The sequence below is a fragment of the Derxia lacustris genome (assembly GCF_002105195.1).
GTDB lineage: Bacteria > Pseudomonadota > Gammaproteobacteria > Burkholderiales > Burkholderiaceae_E > Derxia > Derxia lacustris.
In genome coordinates this window covers 642142-658300 of record NZ_MUHU01000002.1, presented here as the reverse complement: position 1 = coordinate 658300, position 16159 = coordinate 642142, and the positions used below count along the sequence as shown (strand labels likewise).

Here is a 16159-nt window from a genome sequence, read left to right as displayed (position 1 = left end):
ACGAAAAACATGGGGCGGACCAGCCGCCGACCCTTGCGGGCTTACTTCTTCTTCTTGGGACCCAGAATCATGATCATCTGGCGTCCTTCGAGCTTGGGCATCTGTTCGACCTGAGCGACTGCCTCGAGGTCGTTGCGCAGCTTTTCGAGCATGCGCATGCCGATGTCTTGGTGGGCCATTTCACGACCACGGAAACGCAACGTGACCTTGGCCTTGTCGCCTTCTTCAAGGAAGCGCTGAAGGTTGCGCAGCTTGACGCCATAGTCGCCGTCATCGGTACCCGGCCGGAACTTGACTTCCTTGACCTGGATGATGTGCTGCTTGAGCTTGGCCTCATGCGCCTTCTTCTGCTCCTGGTACTTGAACTTGCCGTAGTCCATGAGGCGGCACACCGGCGGCTGCGCGGTGGGGGCGATCTCGACGAGATCGACGTCCAGTTCCTCTGCCTTCGCCAACGCGTCGGGCAAGCGAACAATGCCCAGCGGTTCACTATCGACACCGACCAGACGGACCTCAGGCGCCGTGATCTCGCGATTCAGGCGGTGAGAGTTCTTGTTGTCGCGTTGCGGCAGTTCACGCGAGTAGCGGGAGCCAAACGAAGTAGCGATGGGTACTTCCTTTCAGAAAAGCAAAAAACCGCGCGGGATGCGCATGTGGTCGAAGAATCAGGCCTTGGCGGCAATTTCAGCCGCAAGACGCTCCGCAATCGCGGAAACCGGCATTACACCGAGATCCTTGCCACCGCGCGCACGCACGGCTACGGCGTCCGATTCCTTCTCTTTGTCACCAACGACGAGCAGATAGGGAATCTTCTGCAAAGAGCGATCGCGGATTTTATAGTTGATCTTTTCGCCACGCAAATCGGCCTCGACTCTAAAGCCTTGTTTTTGCAGTGTTTGTGCCACGGCCTTGGCGTAATCGGCCTGAGCCTCGGAAATATTCATCACGCAGACCTGCACCGGAGCCAGCCAGACGGGCATCGCACCGGCGTGGTTTTCGATGAGGATGCCGATGAAACGCTCCAGTGAACCGACGATGGCGCGGTGCAGCATCACCGGCAGCTTGCGCGTGTTGTCCTCGGCGACGTACTCGGCGCCAAGCCGCTCGGGCATGAAGAAGTCGACCTGGATCGTCCCGCACTGCCAGTGCCGACCGATCGCATCCTTGAGCGTGAACTCGATCTTCGGGCCGTAGAAGGCGCCCTCGCCCGGCGCGACTTCAAACGCGTGGCCCGAGCGCCGCAGCGATTCCATCAGCGCCGCCTCAGCCTTGTCCCACAGCTCGTCGGCGCCGATGCGCTTCTCGGGGCGGGTCGCGATCTTGAAGATGATGTCGCTGAAGCCGAAGTCGGCATACACCTTCTGCAGCAGCGTCGTGAAGGCCACGCATTCGTCGAGGATCTGGTCCTCGGTGCAGAAAATGTGGCCATCGTCCTGCGTGAAGCCGCGCACCCGCATGATCCCGTGCAGGCCGCCGCTGGGCTCGTTGCGATGGCACTGGCCGAACTCGCCGTAGCGCAGCGGCAGGTCGCGGTAGGAATGCAGGCTGCTCTTGTAGATCTGGATGTGACCCGGGCAGTTCATCGGCTTGAGCGCGTAGTCGCGGCTCTCGCTCTCGGTCGTGAACATGTTCTCGCGGTACTTGTCCCAGTGACCGGTCTTTTCCCAGAGCGACTTGTCGAGGATTTGCGGCGCCTTGACTTCCTGGTAGCCATTGTCGCGATAGACCGCGCGCATGTACTGCTCGACCTGCTGCCACAGCGTCCAGCCCTTGGGATGCCAGAACACGAGGCCCGGCGCCTCTTCCTGCATGTGGAAGAGATCGAGCTCGCGGCCGAGGCGACGGTGATCGCGCTTCTCGGCCTCTTCGAGCATGTGCAGGTAGGCGGCCTGATCTTCCTTCTTGGCCCAGGCCGTGCCGTAGATGCGCTGGAGCATCTCGTTCTTGCTGTCGCCACGCCAGTAGGCGCCGGCCACCTTCATCAGCTTGAAGACCTTGAGCTTGCCGGTGCTCGGCACATGCGGGCCGCGACACAGGTCGGTGAAACCGCCTTCGGTGTAAAGCGACACGTCCTGATCGGCCGGAATGCTCTCGATGATCTCGGCCTTGTAGGCCTCGCCGATGCCCTTGAAGTACGCAACAGCCTCATCCCGCGGCAGCACGCGGCGCGTGACCGGCTCGTCCTTGCGCACGAGTTCGGCCATGCGCGCCTCGATGGCGGCGAGGTCTTCGGGCGTAAAGGGGCGCTTGTACGAGAAGTCGTAATAGAAGCCGTTGTCGATCACCGGGCCGATCGTGACCTGGGCGTCGGGATACAGCTCCTTCACGGCATAGGCCAGCAGGTGGGCCGTGCTGTGACGGATGACTTCGAGACCGTCGGCGTCCTTGTCGGTGACGATCGCGAGCTGCGCATCGGCGTCGATCAGATGGCTGGTGTCGACGAGCTTGCCATCGACACGACCGGCGAGCGCCGCCTTGGCGAGCCCGGTGCCGATCGACTGCGCAACCTGCGCGACCGTGACCGGACCTTCGAATTCGCGACGGGAACCGTCGGGGAGCGTGATTGCGACCATGTGCAGACCTCTGGGTGAGGACCTGGCCGCGCCGACGATGTTCTGCTGCGAGCAGACAAGAAAAAAGCGCGGACCAGGCCGCGCTTTATCTTTGATGCAGTGAAAGCTTCAGACCTGACGGGAAATCTTGGAGCTGAAAGTTCGCGGTGTCATAACCCGTGCTGCCTTTCTCGTCCTTGATTGCTCGCCGGCCTTGGGCCGTTTGATGCTTGTTCGGGTGGTGGGCGCTACTGGATTCGAACCAGTGACCCCTACCATGTCAAGGTAGTACTCTAACCAACTGAGCTAAGCGCCCGAAGCCGTGCATCATAGCGTGTTTTTCAGATTTGCCAAGCGCTGTGTCATTTCCGTCGCGCTTCCATCACACCCGGCACATCGCGAATCAGATTCAGCGCCTTGGTGAGCGCGGCTGAATCGGCGATTTCTGCGGTGAATTGCATGCGCGCATGCTCGCGCGCGCTCTGCGTGTTCACGCCGATCACGTTGATGCGCTCGCGCGCGAACACATCCGAAATGTCGCGCAGCAGGCCCTGGCGGTCGTTGGCCAGCACGAACACATCGACCGGGAACACGGTGTTGCTCGGCCCCGTCCCCCATTGCGTCTCGATCACGCGCTCGGGATGACGCTCGGCCATCGCGAGGAAGTTGAGGCAGTCGTCGCGGTGGATCGACACGCCCTTGCCGCGCGTGACGAAGCCCATGATCGCGTCGGGCGGCGCCGGCTTGCAGCACTTGGCCAGCTGCGTGAGCAGCTTGTCGATGCCGACGACGAGCACGCCGCTCTTGGTCACATCGGCCTTGCCGCGACCGATGCGCGCCGGATGCAGCTCGGGCTCGTCCTGCGGCTCCTCGAACAGCGCCTCGATCTGGCGCAGATTGAAATCGTCGCGCGCGGCGGCAGTGAACAGATCGTCCGGCTTGCCGTAGCCCAGACCGCTCGCCACTTCGTCGAGCGACACCGCCGTGCGCCCGAGCCGCTGCAACTCGCGCTCGATGCGGGCGCGACCGGCCAGCATCGTCGTTTCCTGCTCGACCGAGTTGAACCATGCCCGCACCTTGGTGCGCGCGCGGCTGCTGGCCAGATAGCCCAGATTGGGATTGAGCCAGTCGCGCGACGGCCCGGCGCCGATGTTCTTGCCGGCGATGATCTCGACCGTCTGCCCGGTGCGCAGCGCGGTGTTGAGCGGCACCATCGCGCCGTCCACGCGCGCGCCACGGCAGCGATGGCCCAGGTCGGAATGCAGGTGGTAGGCGAAGTCGATCGGCGTGGAACCGGCCGGTAGATCGATCACGCGCGCCTGCGGCGTGAGCACGTAGATGCGGTCGTCGACCGCGCCCGACTTGAGCCGATCAGCCCATTCCTCGGCGTCGAAGCGCTTCTCGACCGCCTCCTCACCGCCCTCGCGCGCAACCTCGTTCTTCCACGCGAACAGTTGGCGGATCCAGGCGATCTTCTGGTCGTAGGCGCTGCCGGCGGTCTCGCTGCGGTTGCCGGCTTCCTTGTAGCGCCAGTGCGCGGCGACACCGTACTCGGCGAACTGATGCATCTCGCGCGTGCGGATCTGCACCTCGAAGGGCTTGCCGTCGTCGGCCACCACCACGGTGTGCAGCGACTGGTAGCCGTTGGCCTTGGGCCGCGAGATGTAGTCGTCGAACTCCTTGGGAATCGGCTGCCACAGGTTGTGCACGATGCCGAGCACCGTGTAGCAATCCTTGATGTCGTCGGTGATGACGCGAAACGCGCGCACGTCGTAGAGCCCGCCGAAGTCGAGCCCCTTGCCACGCATCTTGTTCCAGATGCTGTAGATGTGTTTCGGCCGGCCGCTCACCTCGGCGACGATGCCCGACGCCTTCATCTCGCTGCGCAGCCGCGCGATGGCGCTGGTGATGAAGGCCTCGCGCTCGACGCGCTTTTCCTCCAGTTCCTTGGCGATGCGCTTGTAGATCTCGGGCTCGATGAAGCGGAACGCGAGGTCTTCCATCTCCCACTTGAGCTGCCAGATGCCGAGCCGGTTGGCGAGCGGCGCATACAGCTCCATCGTCTCCTCGGCATACAGGCGGCGCTGCTCGGGCGTGCCGCAATCGGCGCGATCCTTGTTGTCGGCGAAGAAGCGCAGCGTGCGCAGCCGCGACGCCAGCCGCACCAGCACCACGCGCAGGTCGCCGACCATCGCCAGCAGCATCTTGCGCAGCGCCTCGGCCTGGCGGTTGTGCTCCAGCTCGCGGTCGCGCTTGTTGGCCTCGGCGCCTTCGCGCAGCGCGGTCATGTCGCGCGCCAGCTCGGTCACGCGCATGAGCTGCACGATTCCGCGCACCATGCCCAGCACATCGCTGCCGAAACGCGCCGCGATGCTGTCCTCGGGCAGCGGATGCTCGGCACGGTCGGCGTCGGTGGTGCCGTAGAGCACCGCCGCAAGCTGGGTGGCGCGGTCGGTGCGCAGCCCGGCGAGGATGCTCGACAGCTCGCGCGCATGGTCGGCCACGCGCTCGCCGGTCGGCGCATGACGCTCGCCGTAGGCGCGCTCGGCGCAGGCCAGCGCCTCGGCGATCAATGCCTGATCGGCCGCATCGTTCGCCGCCTCGCCGCTGAGTGCGGCCGGCCGGCTTTGCGCCACATACACCATCTTCATCTCCCGGCCGCGTCACCCTGGGGCGACTGCCGACCGCCACGCCCCACGACCGGGGCGCCACTGCGCTTGCTGCAAGCGAAACACGGACCAAGGTCCGCAATTCCCGGGCTGTTTACGTGCCTTTGACCGGGCGCGCGATCCGTATCGGCCCGCGCCAGCCACCGTCCAGCCGCAGTCCGTGACCGACGCCGATGCGCGGCCCGCGGTCACGGCGATACTCGGACGTCCCAGCACTCGCCTCGAACCGACATGTTCAACTGGTGGCCCCGAGCCCGCCGCGAACCGACCACCCTGCCCGCCGGCCTGCGCGATGCGGTCGTCGCGGCCTTTCCCTTCCTGGCCCTGCCCGACCGCGCCGACGCCGACCAGCTGGCGCGACTTGCGGCCGACTTCCTCGAAGACAAGGCCATCACCCCGGTACACGACCTGGCGCTCGACGACTTCGCGCGCGCGGCCATCGCCATGCAGGCCGCGCTGCCGGTGCTGCATCTGGGACCGCAGGCCTATGACGAGTTCAGCGAAATCGTCGTCTATCCGGGCGAATTCCTGGTGCGGCGCGAAGTGGCCGACGAATTCGGCCTGGTGCATGACGACAGCGGCGCGCGCGCCGGCGAAACCATGGCCGGCGGTCCGGTCGTGCTCGGCTGGGCCGAGGTGGAACGCGGCGCCGGCCGCAGCGACGGCCCAGCCTACGCGCCGGTCATCCATGAATTCGCGCACAAGCTCGACCTGCGCAACGGCGGCATCGCCGACGGCGTGCCGGCCTTCGATCCGGCGCTGCATGCCGGCATCGATCCCGACGACTGGATCGGCGAACTCGACGCCGCGCATGAAGCCTTCTGCTGGGCGCTCGACGATCTGGAACAGCGCTTTCCGCGCGACATCGACCCCGAAAGCGACGCCGGCCGCGCGATCTACGAGCGCGAACTGCCGCTCGACGCCTATGCCGCCGACAGCCCGGCCGAATTCTTTGCCGTGGCCACCGAGGCCTACTTCGTGACGCCGGCGCGGCTGCGCGACGCCTTCCCGCATCTGGCCGCGCTGTTCGACGCCTATTTCAGGCCCGGCTGCGCAGCCAGCTGACGGCCGCCGCTCAGTTGACGGCGGCGGTGCAGACGATTTCCACCCGCCATTCGGGCTTGGCCAGTTCGGCCTTGACGGTGGCGCGCGGCGGCGTGCTGCCCGGCACGATCCAGCCGTCCCACACCGCATTCAGCGCCGGGAAGTCGGCCAGATCCTTGAGGTAGATGACGACTTGCAGCAGCCGCGACTTGTCGGTGCCGGCTTCGGCCAGCAGCGCGTCGATGGCGGCCAGCACCTGCGTGGCCTGACCGGTGATGTCCTGGCTGCCATCGGCGGCGACCTGGCCGGCCAGATAGGCGACGCCGTTGTAGACGGTCATTTCCGACAGGCGTGCGCCGACGTGAAAGCGCTTGAGTTCGCTCATGCTGTGTTCCCCCCGGGGAGTGAAAAGGGGCGGGATTGTCGCATCAGTCAGCCAGCAGAAAGCCGCGCACCGCCGCGATCTGGTCGGCGTGCATCAAGGTCGGCGCATGGCCGATGCCGGCAAATTCCACGGTGCGGGCGCGCGGGCCGCGCTCGGCCATGGCGGCGCAGGTGGCGGCCGAGAGCAGGTCGGAGTCGGCGCCGCGCAGCACGAGCGTCGGGCAGCGGATGGCGTCGTACACGGCCCAGAGCGGCAGCTCGGTCGCCTCGCCCTCGGACGCGATCTGGCGGAAGGCCTCGCCGATGCGCGGGTCGTAGTGCAGGCGCCATTGCTCGCCGTCGCGCGCCAGCACATTGCCGCCCAGCTCGCGCCATTCGTCGTCGCTGTGCGGGCCGAAGGGCGCGGCCACGCTGCGCACATAGGCCACGCCCTCGTCGAAGCTGGCAAAGCGCAGCGGCAGGCCCACGTAGTTGCCGATGCGGCGCAGCGCATCGAGCGGCAGCACCGCGCCGACGTCGTTGAGCACCAGGCGCGCGATGGGATTGCCGGGCAGCGCCGCGAGCGCCATGCCGATCAGCCCGCCCATGCTGGTGCCGACCCAATGCACGGTCTGCGCATCGAGGCGCGCCAGCAGCGAGATGCAGTCGGCGACGTATTGCGGCACGGCGTAGTGCTGGGCCGCGCCGGGCGCCTCGGCCAGCCAGCCGCTGGCGCCGCGCCCGACGATGTCGGGGCAGACCACGCGGTAGTCGGCCGCCAGCGCCCGGGCCAGCCGGTCGAAGTCGCGCCCGACGCGGGTGAGACCGTGCACGCACAGCGCCACGCGCGGATTGGCCGCGTCGCCCCATTCGGTCCAGGCCATGCGATGCAGGCCCACTGGGGAAAGACATTGAACCGAATTGAAACGCGGTTGTTCGATGGCGGTCATGGGTCTGCCTAGAATCGGATGGTTGACTTCGCAGGCGAGCTTCGCTTGCGCGAGATCGATCCACTGTAAGACTTCAGGAGAAGGCGGCAATGGCTTTGAACACTAGCCTCAAGGGCAAGGTTGCACTGGTCACGGGTTCCACGTCGGGCATCGGCCTGGGCATTGCGCATTCGCTGGCGGCCGAGGGCGCGGACATCGTCTTCAACGGCTTCGGCGATCCGGCCGCGATCGAGGCGCTGCGCCGCGAAACCGCCGAGAAGTTCGGCGTGCGCACCGAGTTCCACGGCGCCGACATCAGCAAGCCGGCCGAGATCGCGGCGCTGGTCAAGCATGCGCAGGACAAGCTCGGCAGCCTCGACATCGTGGTGAACAACGCCGGCATCCAGCATGTGGCGCCGGTCGACGAGTTTCCGGACGAGAAGTGGGACGCGATCATCGCGATCAACCTGTCGTCCAACTTCCACGCCATCAAGGCGGCGCTGCCGGGCATGAAGGCGCGCGGCTGGGGCCGCATCATCAACATCGCGTCGGCGCACGGGCTGGTGGGCAGCGCGCAGAAGTCGGCCTATGTGGCGGCCAAGCATGGCGTGATCGGCCTGACCAAGGTGGTGGCGCTCGAAACCGCCCAGCTGCCGATCACCTGCAACGCGATCTGCCCGGGCTGGGTGCTGACGCCGCTGGTGCAAAAGCAGATCGATGCGCGCGCCGCCGCCGAAGGCAAGACGATCGAGCAGGCCAAGCGCGATCTGCTCGGCGAGAAGCAGCCGTCGCTCGAATTCGTGACGCCGGAGCAGCTCGGCGGGCTGGCGGTGTTCCTGTGCAGCGATGCGGCGGCGCAGATTCGCGGCGTGGCCTACAACGTCGATGGCGGCTGGGTCGCGCAGTAAGCCGCGCGACGGGGCCGGTCAGGCGTAATCGATCGGCCCGGCGCTGCGCTCCACCGGCAGCACTGCCGTCTGGAGCGTGGCGCCATCCCAGCGATGCAGCAGCCAGCCGGGCGGCTCAAGCACAAAGGCTTCGCGCGCACCGGCGGCCGGATCGAAGGGAATCTGCTGGGCGGTGGACGGCGCCGTCATGCCGATGCGCCCGGCCCAGCCCACGGCGATGGCGCGATGCACATGGCCGCAGATCACGCGCAGCACCTGCGGATGGCGCGCCACGATGGCCTGGAGCGCCGCCGCGCCGTCGCGGAGCCCGAGCCGGTCCATGAAGCCGATGCCGGTGGCAAACGGCGGATGGTGCAGCGCGACGATGGCCGGTCGCGCCGGCGTGGCGGCCAGCGTGGCATCGAGCCAGTCGAGCGTGGCGGCATCGAGCGCGCCGTGGCCGCTGCCCTCCACCAGACTGTCGAGCGCAATCAGCGCCACGCCGCCCAGGTCCACGCAATAGTCGAGGCGCCCGGTCGCCGGCAGATAGCCGTGCCGGCCGAACACCGCGCGCAACGGTGCCCGCGCATCGTGGTTGCCGGGCAGCAGATAGACCGCCATGCGCGCCTCCAGCGGCGCGATCAGCTCGGCCAGCAGCCGATAGCTCGCGACATCGCCGGCATCGACCAGATCGCCGGTGAGCACGCAGGCGGTGGGCTGAGCCTCGGCGCGCAGCACGGCGGCGACGGCGGCACGCGCCAGCGCCGCACTGTCGACCACGCCCTGCAAGGGCCGCGCGGCCACATGCAGATCGGACAGCTGGGCGAGGCAGACCATGACGCCCACCGCCTCGGCCGGCCTACTGCGCCTGACGCGGCAGGCCGCCGGCCGCCACGGTCTGGATGCGCTCCTCGGCCAGCACTGCCGCCTCTTCGGCGAGGGCGGCCGGCAGCGGCGCGCGCGGCGGCTGATGCTGGGGCTCGCGGTCGGCATGGCCGTCCGCATGTTTCTGCCCGAGCCGGTAGTCGGGATGGGCGAAGCGCGAGCCGGTCTCGCCCCAGGTCGGATCCGGAATCTCGCCAAACACCTGCTGGAGCCGCTTGCCCCAGGTGTTGTGGATCATCTGGAAGTAGTGGTTGTCGTTGTCGATCTGGACGAAGCGGGTCACGCGCAGCGCGTTGGCCTCGTAGACCAGCAGATCGAGCGGCAGGCCGACCGAGATGTTCGAGCGCAGCGTCGAGTCCATCGAGATCAGTGCGCACTTGGCGGCCTCGTCGAGCGGCGTGGACGGATTGATGATGCGGTCGATGATCGGCTTGCCGTACTTGGCCTCGCCGATCTGGAAATACGGGTTCTCGGGCGTTGCCTCGATGAAGTTGCCGGCGGCATAAATCTGGAACAGTCGCGGCGGCTCGCCCTTGATCTGGCCGCCGAAGATGAAGGCGCAATTGAAGTCCACGCCGAACTTCTTCAGCTGATCGGCATCGCGCTCATGAACGGCACGCACCGCATCGCCCACCACGCGCACCGCGTCGAACATGGTCCTGGCGGTCCAGACCGTGAGGCCGTCCTCGGTGCTGCGCTCTTGCAGCCACTGGCGCACGGCCTGGCTGATGGCGAGATTGCCGGCCGTCATCACGACCATGGTGCGATCGCCGGGGCGCTCGAACACGGTCATCTTGCGGAAGGTGGAGACGTGGTCCACGCCCGCATTGGTGCGGGAGTCGGACAGAAAAACGATGCCTTCGTCGAGGCGCATGGCGACGCAATAAGTCATGTGGGTCCCGAAGGCGGAAAAGGGTTTGAGTTTAACCACCGGTCTCTACGGCGCGGCATCGGTGTACTTGCGGGGCGTCACGCGCCGGCGGATTGCCGCAAGCGCAAATACGGCCGAATCCGGTGCCTTTTCGGTGCAACCGCAGCGCCGCTGCCGGCGCATCCTGAATCCCAGTTTGATGCCTTCCTGATGCGATCCCGGCCGCAAGGCCCAAGGATCGTTCGCGCCCGGTTCGCTCTTTTGCGTCCGGGCGCTTTTTTTTTGCCGTCGCCGGAACGACGGCAGCTTGCAGGTCCAGAGGAGTCAGTCATGTCCAACCTGTCCTTCGTGCCGCCGGGCGAAACCAGCGCCTGGCATACCTATCTGGCGCAAGTCGACCGCGTGCTGCCCTATCTGGGGCCGCTGGCGCGCTGGTCCGAGACCCTGCGCCGACCCAAGCGCTGCCTGATCGTCGACGTGGCGATCGAACTCGACGACGGGACCATTGCGCATTACGAGGGCTACCGCGTGCAGCACAACCTGTCGCGCGGACCGGGCAAGGGCGGCGTGCGCTATCACCCGCAGGTCTGCCTCGACGAGGTGATGGCGCTGGCCGGCTGGATGACGATCAAGAACGCGGCGGTCGCCCTGCCCTATGGCGGCGCCAAGGGCGGCGTGCGGGTCGATCCCAAGACGCTGTCGCGCAAGGAGCTGGAGCGGCTGACGCGCCGCTACACCAGCGAGATCGGCCTGGTGATCGGGCCGGACAAGGACATTCCGGCGCCGGACGTGAACACCAATGCCCAGATCATGGCCTGGATGATGGACACCTATTCCATGAACGTCGGCGCCACGGTGACCGGCGTGGTCACCGGCAAGCCGCTCACGCTCGGCGGCTCGCTCGGCCGCGTGAAGGCGACCGGGCGCGGCGTGTTCGTGGTGGGCCGCGAGGCGCTGCGCCGGCTCGGCATGGAGCTGAACGGCGTGCGGGTGGCGGTGCAGGGCTTCGGCAATGTGGGCTCGGCGGCGGCGGAGATGTTTGCCGGCAACGGCGCCAGGATCGTCGCGGTGCAGGACCACACCGGCACCGTCTATCACCCGGGCGGGCTCGACATCGCCGGGCTGATGCAGGAGCTGCGCGAGAAAGGCGGCATCGGCGGCTTTGCCGGCGGCGAGCGCATCGCCGACGACGCCTTCTGGGAGGTGGAAAGCGATGTGCTGATCCCGGCCGCGCTCGAAAGCCAGCTCACGGCGGCACGCGCCCAGCGGCTGCCGACCAAGGTGGTGATCGAGGGCGCCAACGGCCCGACCACGCCCGAGGCCGATCTCATCCTCGGCGAGCGCGGCATCACCGTGGTGCCCGACGTGATCGCCAATGCGGGCGGCGTGACCGTGTCCTACTTCGAGTGGGTGCAGGACTTCAGCTCGTTCTTCTGGACCGAGGACGAGATCAATCTGCGGCTCGACAAGATCCTGGCCGGCGCCTTCCGGCAGATCTGGGAGACGGCCGAGCACCATCGCATTCCGCTGCGCACGGCGGCCTTCGTGGTGGCTTGCACGCGGGTGTTGCAGGCGCGCGAGGAGCGCGGGCTCTATCCCTGAGCGCATCGCCGGCTGGCAGAAGCAGCCGGCGCGCCGTCAGCGCGGCGTGATGTGGACCAGCACGCGCATGCGCTCGGCGCCGCCGCCGCTGCGCATGCCGCGGATCGGCGCGGCCGATTCGTAGTCGCGGCCGATGGCGAGCCGCACATGGCGCTCGCCGGCAAAACCGGCATGGGTCACGTCGATGCCGGTCCAGCTGCCGCCGCCGGGCAGCAGCGGGTCTTCGACCCAGGCTTCGGCCCAGGCGTGGCTGGCCTCGCCGGGCGCGCCTTCGGGGCAGAAATAGCCCGACACGTAACGGCAGGGCACGCCGCGCGCGCGGCAGGCGGCGGCAAACACATGCGCATGGTCCTGGCACACGCCGCGCCCCTGCGCCAGCGCCTGGGCGGCGGTCACGCCCACATGCGTGGAGCCGGTCTCGTACTGCACTGCATCGCGCACCAGCTGGGCGAAATCGAGCAGCGCCGCCGGACCGGGCCGGTCGCGCAAGGCGGCGGCAAAGTCGAGCAGGCGCTCGTCGGGCTGGGTGAAGTGGGTGGCGGAAACGAAGTGATGCGGCGAGTCGCCGCGGCCGGGCTTCTCGTCCACGCGGCCGTCATGCGGCGGCGTGGTCTCGACCAGCCCGCGTGCGCTCACATGGATCTTCGAACCGTGGTTCGTGATCGACAGCGTGTGCATCGGGTTGTCGAAGGGATCGGGCGTGGCGCTGAGCGGCACGGGGCCGGTCAGCTGCCATTCGACCACCGACCGGTTGGCGCAGGGCCGCGGCGTGAGCCGCAGCTGCTGGATGGAATAGTGGAACGGCGCGGTGTAGCTGTACGTCGTTTCATGGAGGACCGAAAGGCGCATCTCTCCCGGCCCTCCGTGATGAACGTCAGCCGACCAGCGGCACGAGGAAATCCCGCGAGATGCGGTTGCCCAGATCGCCGACCTTTTCGAGGAAGCTCGTCAGGTAGGCATGCAGACCGGTGTGGAACACGTCGTCGATGCGGCCGTAATGCAGCTCGGCCACCAGCAGGCCGGCGCGGCGTTCGGTCTCGGCGCTCTGCGCATTGGTGATGCTGCCCAGATTGCTCAGCACCTCGTTCATGCAGTTGGCCAGCGAACGCGGCATGGCGCCGTTGAGGATGAGCAGCTCGGCCACGCGCTCGGGCGTGATCACGTCGCGATAGACCTTGCGATACACCTCGAACGCCGACACCGAGCGCAGCACCGCCGCCCAGTGATAGAAGTCGCGCTGCGCGTCGGTCTGGTCGAGCGCGCGCATGCGATTGGGGTTGGCGTAGTCGAGCTGGAGCAGGTCTTCGGCGCCGTGAAACTTGACGTCGAGAATCCGCGCGGTGTTGTCGGCGCGCTCGAGGTGGGTGCCCAGGCGGATGAAGTAGAACGCCTCGTCCTTGAGCATGGTGCCCAGCGTCACGCCGCGCGACAGGTGCGACCGGAACTTCACCCACTCGAAGAAATTGCTCGGGTCGGTGTCGAGCACCTTGCTCTTGATGATGCGTTGCAGCTCAAGCCAAGTGTCGTTCTGCGTTTCCCACACTTCGGTCGTGAGCGTGCCGCGCACGGCACGCGCGTTTTCGCGCGCGGCTTGCAGGCAGGATAGGATCGAGCTGGGGTTTTCGGGGTCGCGGACCATGAAGTCCAGCACCTGACGCGCATGCAGCACGGTGCCGAAGCGCGCCTCGTAGCGGCTCAGCAGCTCGGAAATGCCGAGCATGCTGCGCCAGCCGCGGTCGGCGTCGACATTCGACAGCGGCAGCAGCGAGGTCTGCACGTTCACGTCGAGCATGCGGGCGGTGTTCTCGGCACGCTCGGTGTAACGGGCCATCCAGAAAAGGTGATCGGCGGTGCGGCTCAGCATCTTGTGTTCTCTAGCTTGGTGGATGGCGCTGTTCAGGATTCGAGGACCCAGGTGTCCTTGGTGCCGCCGCCCTGCGACGAATTGACGACGAGCGACCCTTCCCGCAGGGCCACCCGCGTCAATCCACCGGGGCACATGGCCACGTTCTTGCCCGACAGCACGAAGGGCCGCAGGTCGATGTGGCGCGGCGCGACGCCGGCTTCCACGAAGGTCGGACAGGCCGACAGCGCCAGCGTGGGCTGGGCGATGTAGTTCTCGGGCTTGGCCTTGATCTTGACGCGGAAGTCCTCGATCTCGGCCGTGGTGGAGGCCGGACCGACCAGCATCCCGTAGCCGCCGGCGTTGTGGATCTCCTTCACCACCAGATCCTTGAGGTTGGCCAGCACGTAGCTCAGATCGAGCTCCTTGCGGCACTGATAGGTGGGCACGTTGGAGATGATCGGGTCCTCGTCGAGGTAGAACTTGATCATGTCCGGCACGAAGCAGTAGGTGCTCTTGTCGTCGGCGACGCCGGTGCCGATGGCATTGGCCAGCGTCACATTGCCGGCGCGGTACACGCTCAGCAGCCCGGGCACGCCGAGCGACGAATCGGGCCGGAACGCGAGCGGATCGAGGAAGTCGTCGTCGACGCGGCGGTAGATCACGTCGACCCGCTGCGGGCCGCGCGTGGTGCGCATGAACACATAGCCCTTGTCGACGAACAGATCCTGCCCCTCGACCAGCTCGACGCCCATCTGCTGCGCCAGGAAGGCGTGCTCGAAATAGGCCGAGTTGTACATGCCCGGCGTCATGACCACGACCGTCGGATCGCTGATGCCCTGCGGCGCACAGCTGCGCAGGTTCTCCAGCAGCATGTCGGGATAGTGGGCCACCGGCGCCACGCGATGCTTGGCGAACAGCTCGGGGAAGAGCCGCATCATCATCTTGCGGTCCTCGAGCATGTAGCTCACGCCCGAGGGCACGCGCAGGTTGTCTTCGAGCACGTAGTACTCGCCGGCACCGGCACGCACCACATCGACGCCCGCGATGTGGGCATAGATGTTCTGCGGCACGTCGATGCCCTGCATTTCGGCGCGGAACTGGCCGTTGCGCAGGATCTGCTCGGGCGGCACGACGCCGGCCTTGATGATCTTCTGGTCGTGATAGATGTCGTGCAGAAACATGTTCAGCGCGGTCACGCGCTGACGCAGGCCGGCTTCCATCGTCTTCCATTCGGCCGCCGGAATGATGCGGGGAATGATGTCGAACGGAATCAGGCGCTCGGTGCCCGATTCATCGCCATACACGGCGAAGGTGATGCCCACGCGCCGGAAGATGAGATCGGCTTCGGCACGCTTGGCGGCGATGACATCGGTGGGCTGTTCTCTCAGCCACTGGTCGAAGTGGTCGTAGTGCGGGCGGACCTGCCGGTTCGCAGCGTCGGAATACATCTCGTCGAAAAAGCGCTGGACAGCCATGGTGTCTTGTTGTCTCCGATGGGCAGGTGTTTGCAGGGGGAGCTTCGTACCTTGAATACAGCGCCTTCAAGTTCCGTGCCATTGCACGGCAGCGGCGCGTCAGACCTCTTCCTCCATCGGCATCACGGTGACCGCCACCTCGAGCGTGTGCGCGCCGCCCCCCTGGAGCACGCCTCGCAACGGGGTGACATCACCGTAATCGCGACCATACGCGACGGTCACATGCTTGGATCCGACGATCACGTCGTTGGTGGGATCGAGCTCAAGCCAGCCGCCATCTCCGCCCGAATCCGCACCGCAATAGACGCTGACCCAGGCATGGGACGCATCCGCACCGATCAGGCGCGGCTGGCCCGGCGGCGGATTGGTGAGCAGATAGCCGCTCACGTAGCGCGCCGCGAGACCGATGGCGCGCAACGCGCCGATCATGACGTGGGCGTAGTCCTGGCACACGCCGTGGGCCAGCTTGAAGGCATCGAGCGCCGAGGTTTCCACGTCGGTGCCGGCCGGATCGAAGGTGAAGTGCTCATGCACGCGGCGCATCAGATCGAGCACGCCCTCGATCACGTCGCGACCGGGCGGAAAGCTCGGCGCGGCGAAGGCGGCCAGCTCGGGATGCAGCGCCACCCAGGGCGACGGCAGCGCGAATTCGGCCGCCGCGTCATAGGGCACGCCGACGCGGAAATGCAGGCCGTCGCGCAGCCGCTCCCAGGGCTGGCCGCGCGTCGGCACGCCGGGCACGGCGCGCTCGACGATGCCGGCCGAGCACACGCCCAGCACCGCATGCGAGCCGGTGATGGAAAAGAAGTCGCGCGCATTGCCGTAGCCGTCGGTCCAGCGGCCGTGGCTGGCCGGCAGCGGCGCGATCATCAGCTCCTGCTGCTCGATGCGCTGGCAGGGCAGGCGCGCGAGCCGCAGCGCCGCAAGATGGTGCGCGACATCCACCGGCGCCGCGTAGTGGTACGTGGTTTGGTGAATGACCTTGAGACGCTGCACTTCAATGGCGCGCGGCGCGGGAATGACGGCTGTGTTCATG

At 66.9% G+C, this 16159-nt stretch carries 14 protein-coding genes and 1 tRNA gene; 3 read left to right on the top strand and 12 right to left on the bottom strand.

Going from position 1 to position 16159, the window contains the following annotated elements; all coding sequences use genetic code 11:
- Positions 1-41: 41 nt before the first annotated feature.
- From infC to B9P64_RS04640, 4 genes are all read right to left on the bottom strand, one after another.
- Complete coding sequence (gene infC, locus B9P64_RS04655; RefSeq protein WP_085315032.1) at positions 42-572, bottom strand: translation initiation factor IF-3; 531 nt, start codon at positions 570-572, stop codon at positions 42-44.
- A 93-nt stretch (positions 573-665) separates the two neighbouring features.
- Positions 666-2573 (bottom strand): threonine--tRNA ligase, encoded by a 1908-nt coding sequence (gene thrS / locus B9P64_RS04650; protein ID WP_085315031.1) that lies wholly within the window; start codon positions 2571-2573, stop codon positions 666-668.
- A gap of 218 nt (positions 2574-2791) precedes the next feature.
- A tRNA-Val gene (locus tag B9P64_RS04645) sits at positions 2792-2868 on the bottom strand.
- 46 nt (positions 2869-2914) lie between these two features.
- Positions 2915-5197 carry a RelA/SpoT family protein gene (locus B9P64_RS04640; protein WP_085315099.1) on the bottom strand — a complete coding sequence of 761 codons (2283 nt, stop codon included), beginning with the start codon at positions 5195-5197 and terminating at the stop codon, positions 2915-2917.
- A gap of 255 nt (positions 5198-5452) precedes the next feature.
- Between B9P64_RS04640 and B9P64_RS04635 the strand changes: the two genes are divergently transcribed.
- Positions 5453-6286 (top strand): M90 family metallopeptidase, encoded by an 834-nt coding sequence (locus B9P64_RS04635; protein ID WP_085315030.1) that lies wholly within the window; start codon positions 5453-5455, stop codon positions 6284-6286.
- Positions 6287-6296: 10 nt separating this feature from the next.
- Here the strand turns inward: B9P64_RS04635 and B9P64_RS04630 are convergent, their stop codons facing one another.
- Both B9P64_RS04630 and B9P64_RS04625 read right to left on the bottom strand, forming a co-directional pair.
- Positions 6297-6650 (bottom strand): RidA family protein, encoded by a 354-nt coding sequence (locus B9P64_RS04630; protein ID WP_085315029.1) that lies wholly within the window; start codon positions 6648-6650, stop codon positions 6297-6299.
- A gap of 43 nt (positions 6651-6693) precedes the next feature.
- A complete protein-coding gene (locus tag B9P64_RS04625) occupies positions 6694-7578 on the bottom strand; it encodes an alpha/beta fold hydrolase (RefSeq protein ID WP_085315028.1) in 885 nt (294 codons plus the stop codon).
- Between the two features lie 89 nt (positions 7579-7667).
- Here B9P64_RS04625 and B9P64_RS04620 point away from each other — a divergent pair, with 89 nt between their 5' ends.
- Positions 7668-8465, top strand: coding sequence for a 3-hydroxybutyrate dehydrogenase (locus B9P64_RS04620; protein WP_085315027.1), 798 nt, complete (start codon positions 7668-7670; stop codon positions 8463-8465).
- Positions 8466-8483: 18 nt separating this feature from the next.
- On the opposite strand, the gene B9P64_RS04615 is transcribed toward B9P64_RS04620, so the two are convergent.
- Positions 8484-9281 carry a phosphodiesterase gene (locus B9P64_RS04615; RefSeq protein WP_085315026.1) on the bottom strand — a complete coding sequence of 266 codons (798 nt, stop codon included), beginning with the start codon at positions 9279-9281 and terminating at the stop codon, positions 8484-8486.
- A 22-nt stretch (positions 9282-9303) separates the two neighbouring features.
- Positions 9304-10221 (bottom strand): proteasome-type protease, encoded by a 918-nt coding sequence (locus B9P64_RS04610; RefSeq protein ID WP_139826141.1) that lies wholly within the window; start codon positions 10219-10221, stop codon positions 9304-9306.
- 309 nt (positions 10222-10530) lie between these two features.
- On the opposite strand from B9P64_RS04610, the gene B9P64_RS04605 reads away from it, so the two are divergent.
- On the top strand, positions 10531-11802 hold the full coding sequence (locus B9P64_RS04605; RefSeq protein WP_085315025.1) for a Glu/Leu/Phe/Val family dehydrogenase: 1272 nt from the start codon (positions 10531-10533) through the stop codon (positions 11800-11802).
- Positions 11803-11838: 36 nt separating this feature from the next.
- On the opposite strand, the gene B9P64_RS04600 is transcribed toward B9P64_RS04605, so the two are convergent.
- From B9P64_RS04600 to B9P64_RS04585, 4 genes are all read right to left on the bottom strand, one after another.
- Positions 11839-12651 carry a transglutaminase family protein gene (locus B9P64_RS04600; RefSeq protein ID WP_085315024.1) on the bottom strand — a complete coding sequence of 271 codons (813 nt, stop codon included), beginning with the start codon at positions 12649-12651 and terminating at the stop codon, positions 11839-11841.
- Between the two features lie 25 nt (positions 12652-12676).
- Complete coding sequence (locus B9P64_RS04595) at positions 12677-13666, bottom strand: alpha-E domain-containing protein (protein ID WP_085315023.1); 990 nt, start codon at positions 13664-13666, stop codon at positions 12677-12679.
- Positions 13667-13698: 32 nt separating this feature from the next.
- Positions 13699-15123, bottom strand: a complete 1425-nt coding sequence (locus B9P64_RS04590) for a circularly permuted type 2 ATP-grasp protein (protein WP_085315022.1) — start codon at positions 15121-15123, stop codon at positions 13699-13701.
- A 99-nt stretch (positions 15124-15222) separates the two neighbouring features.
- Positions 15223-16158, bottom strand: coding sequence for a transglutaminase family protein (locus B9P64_RS04585; protein ID WP_085315098.1), 936 nt, complete (start codon positions 16156-16158; stop codon positions 15223-15225).
- Between the last annotated feature and the right edge of the window lies 1 nt (position 16159).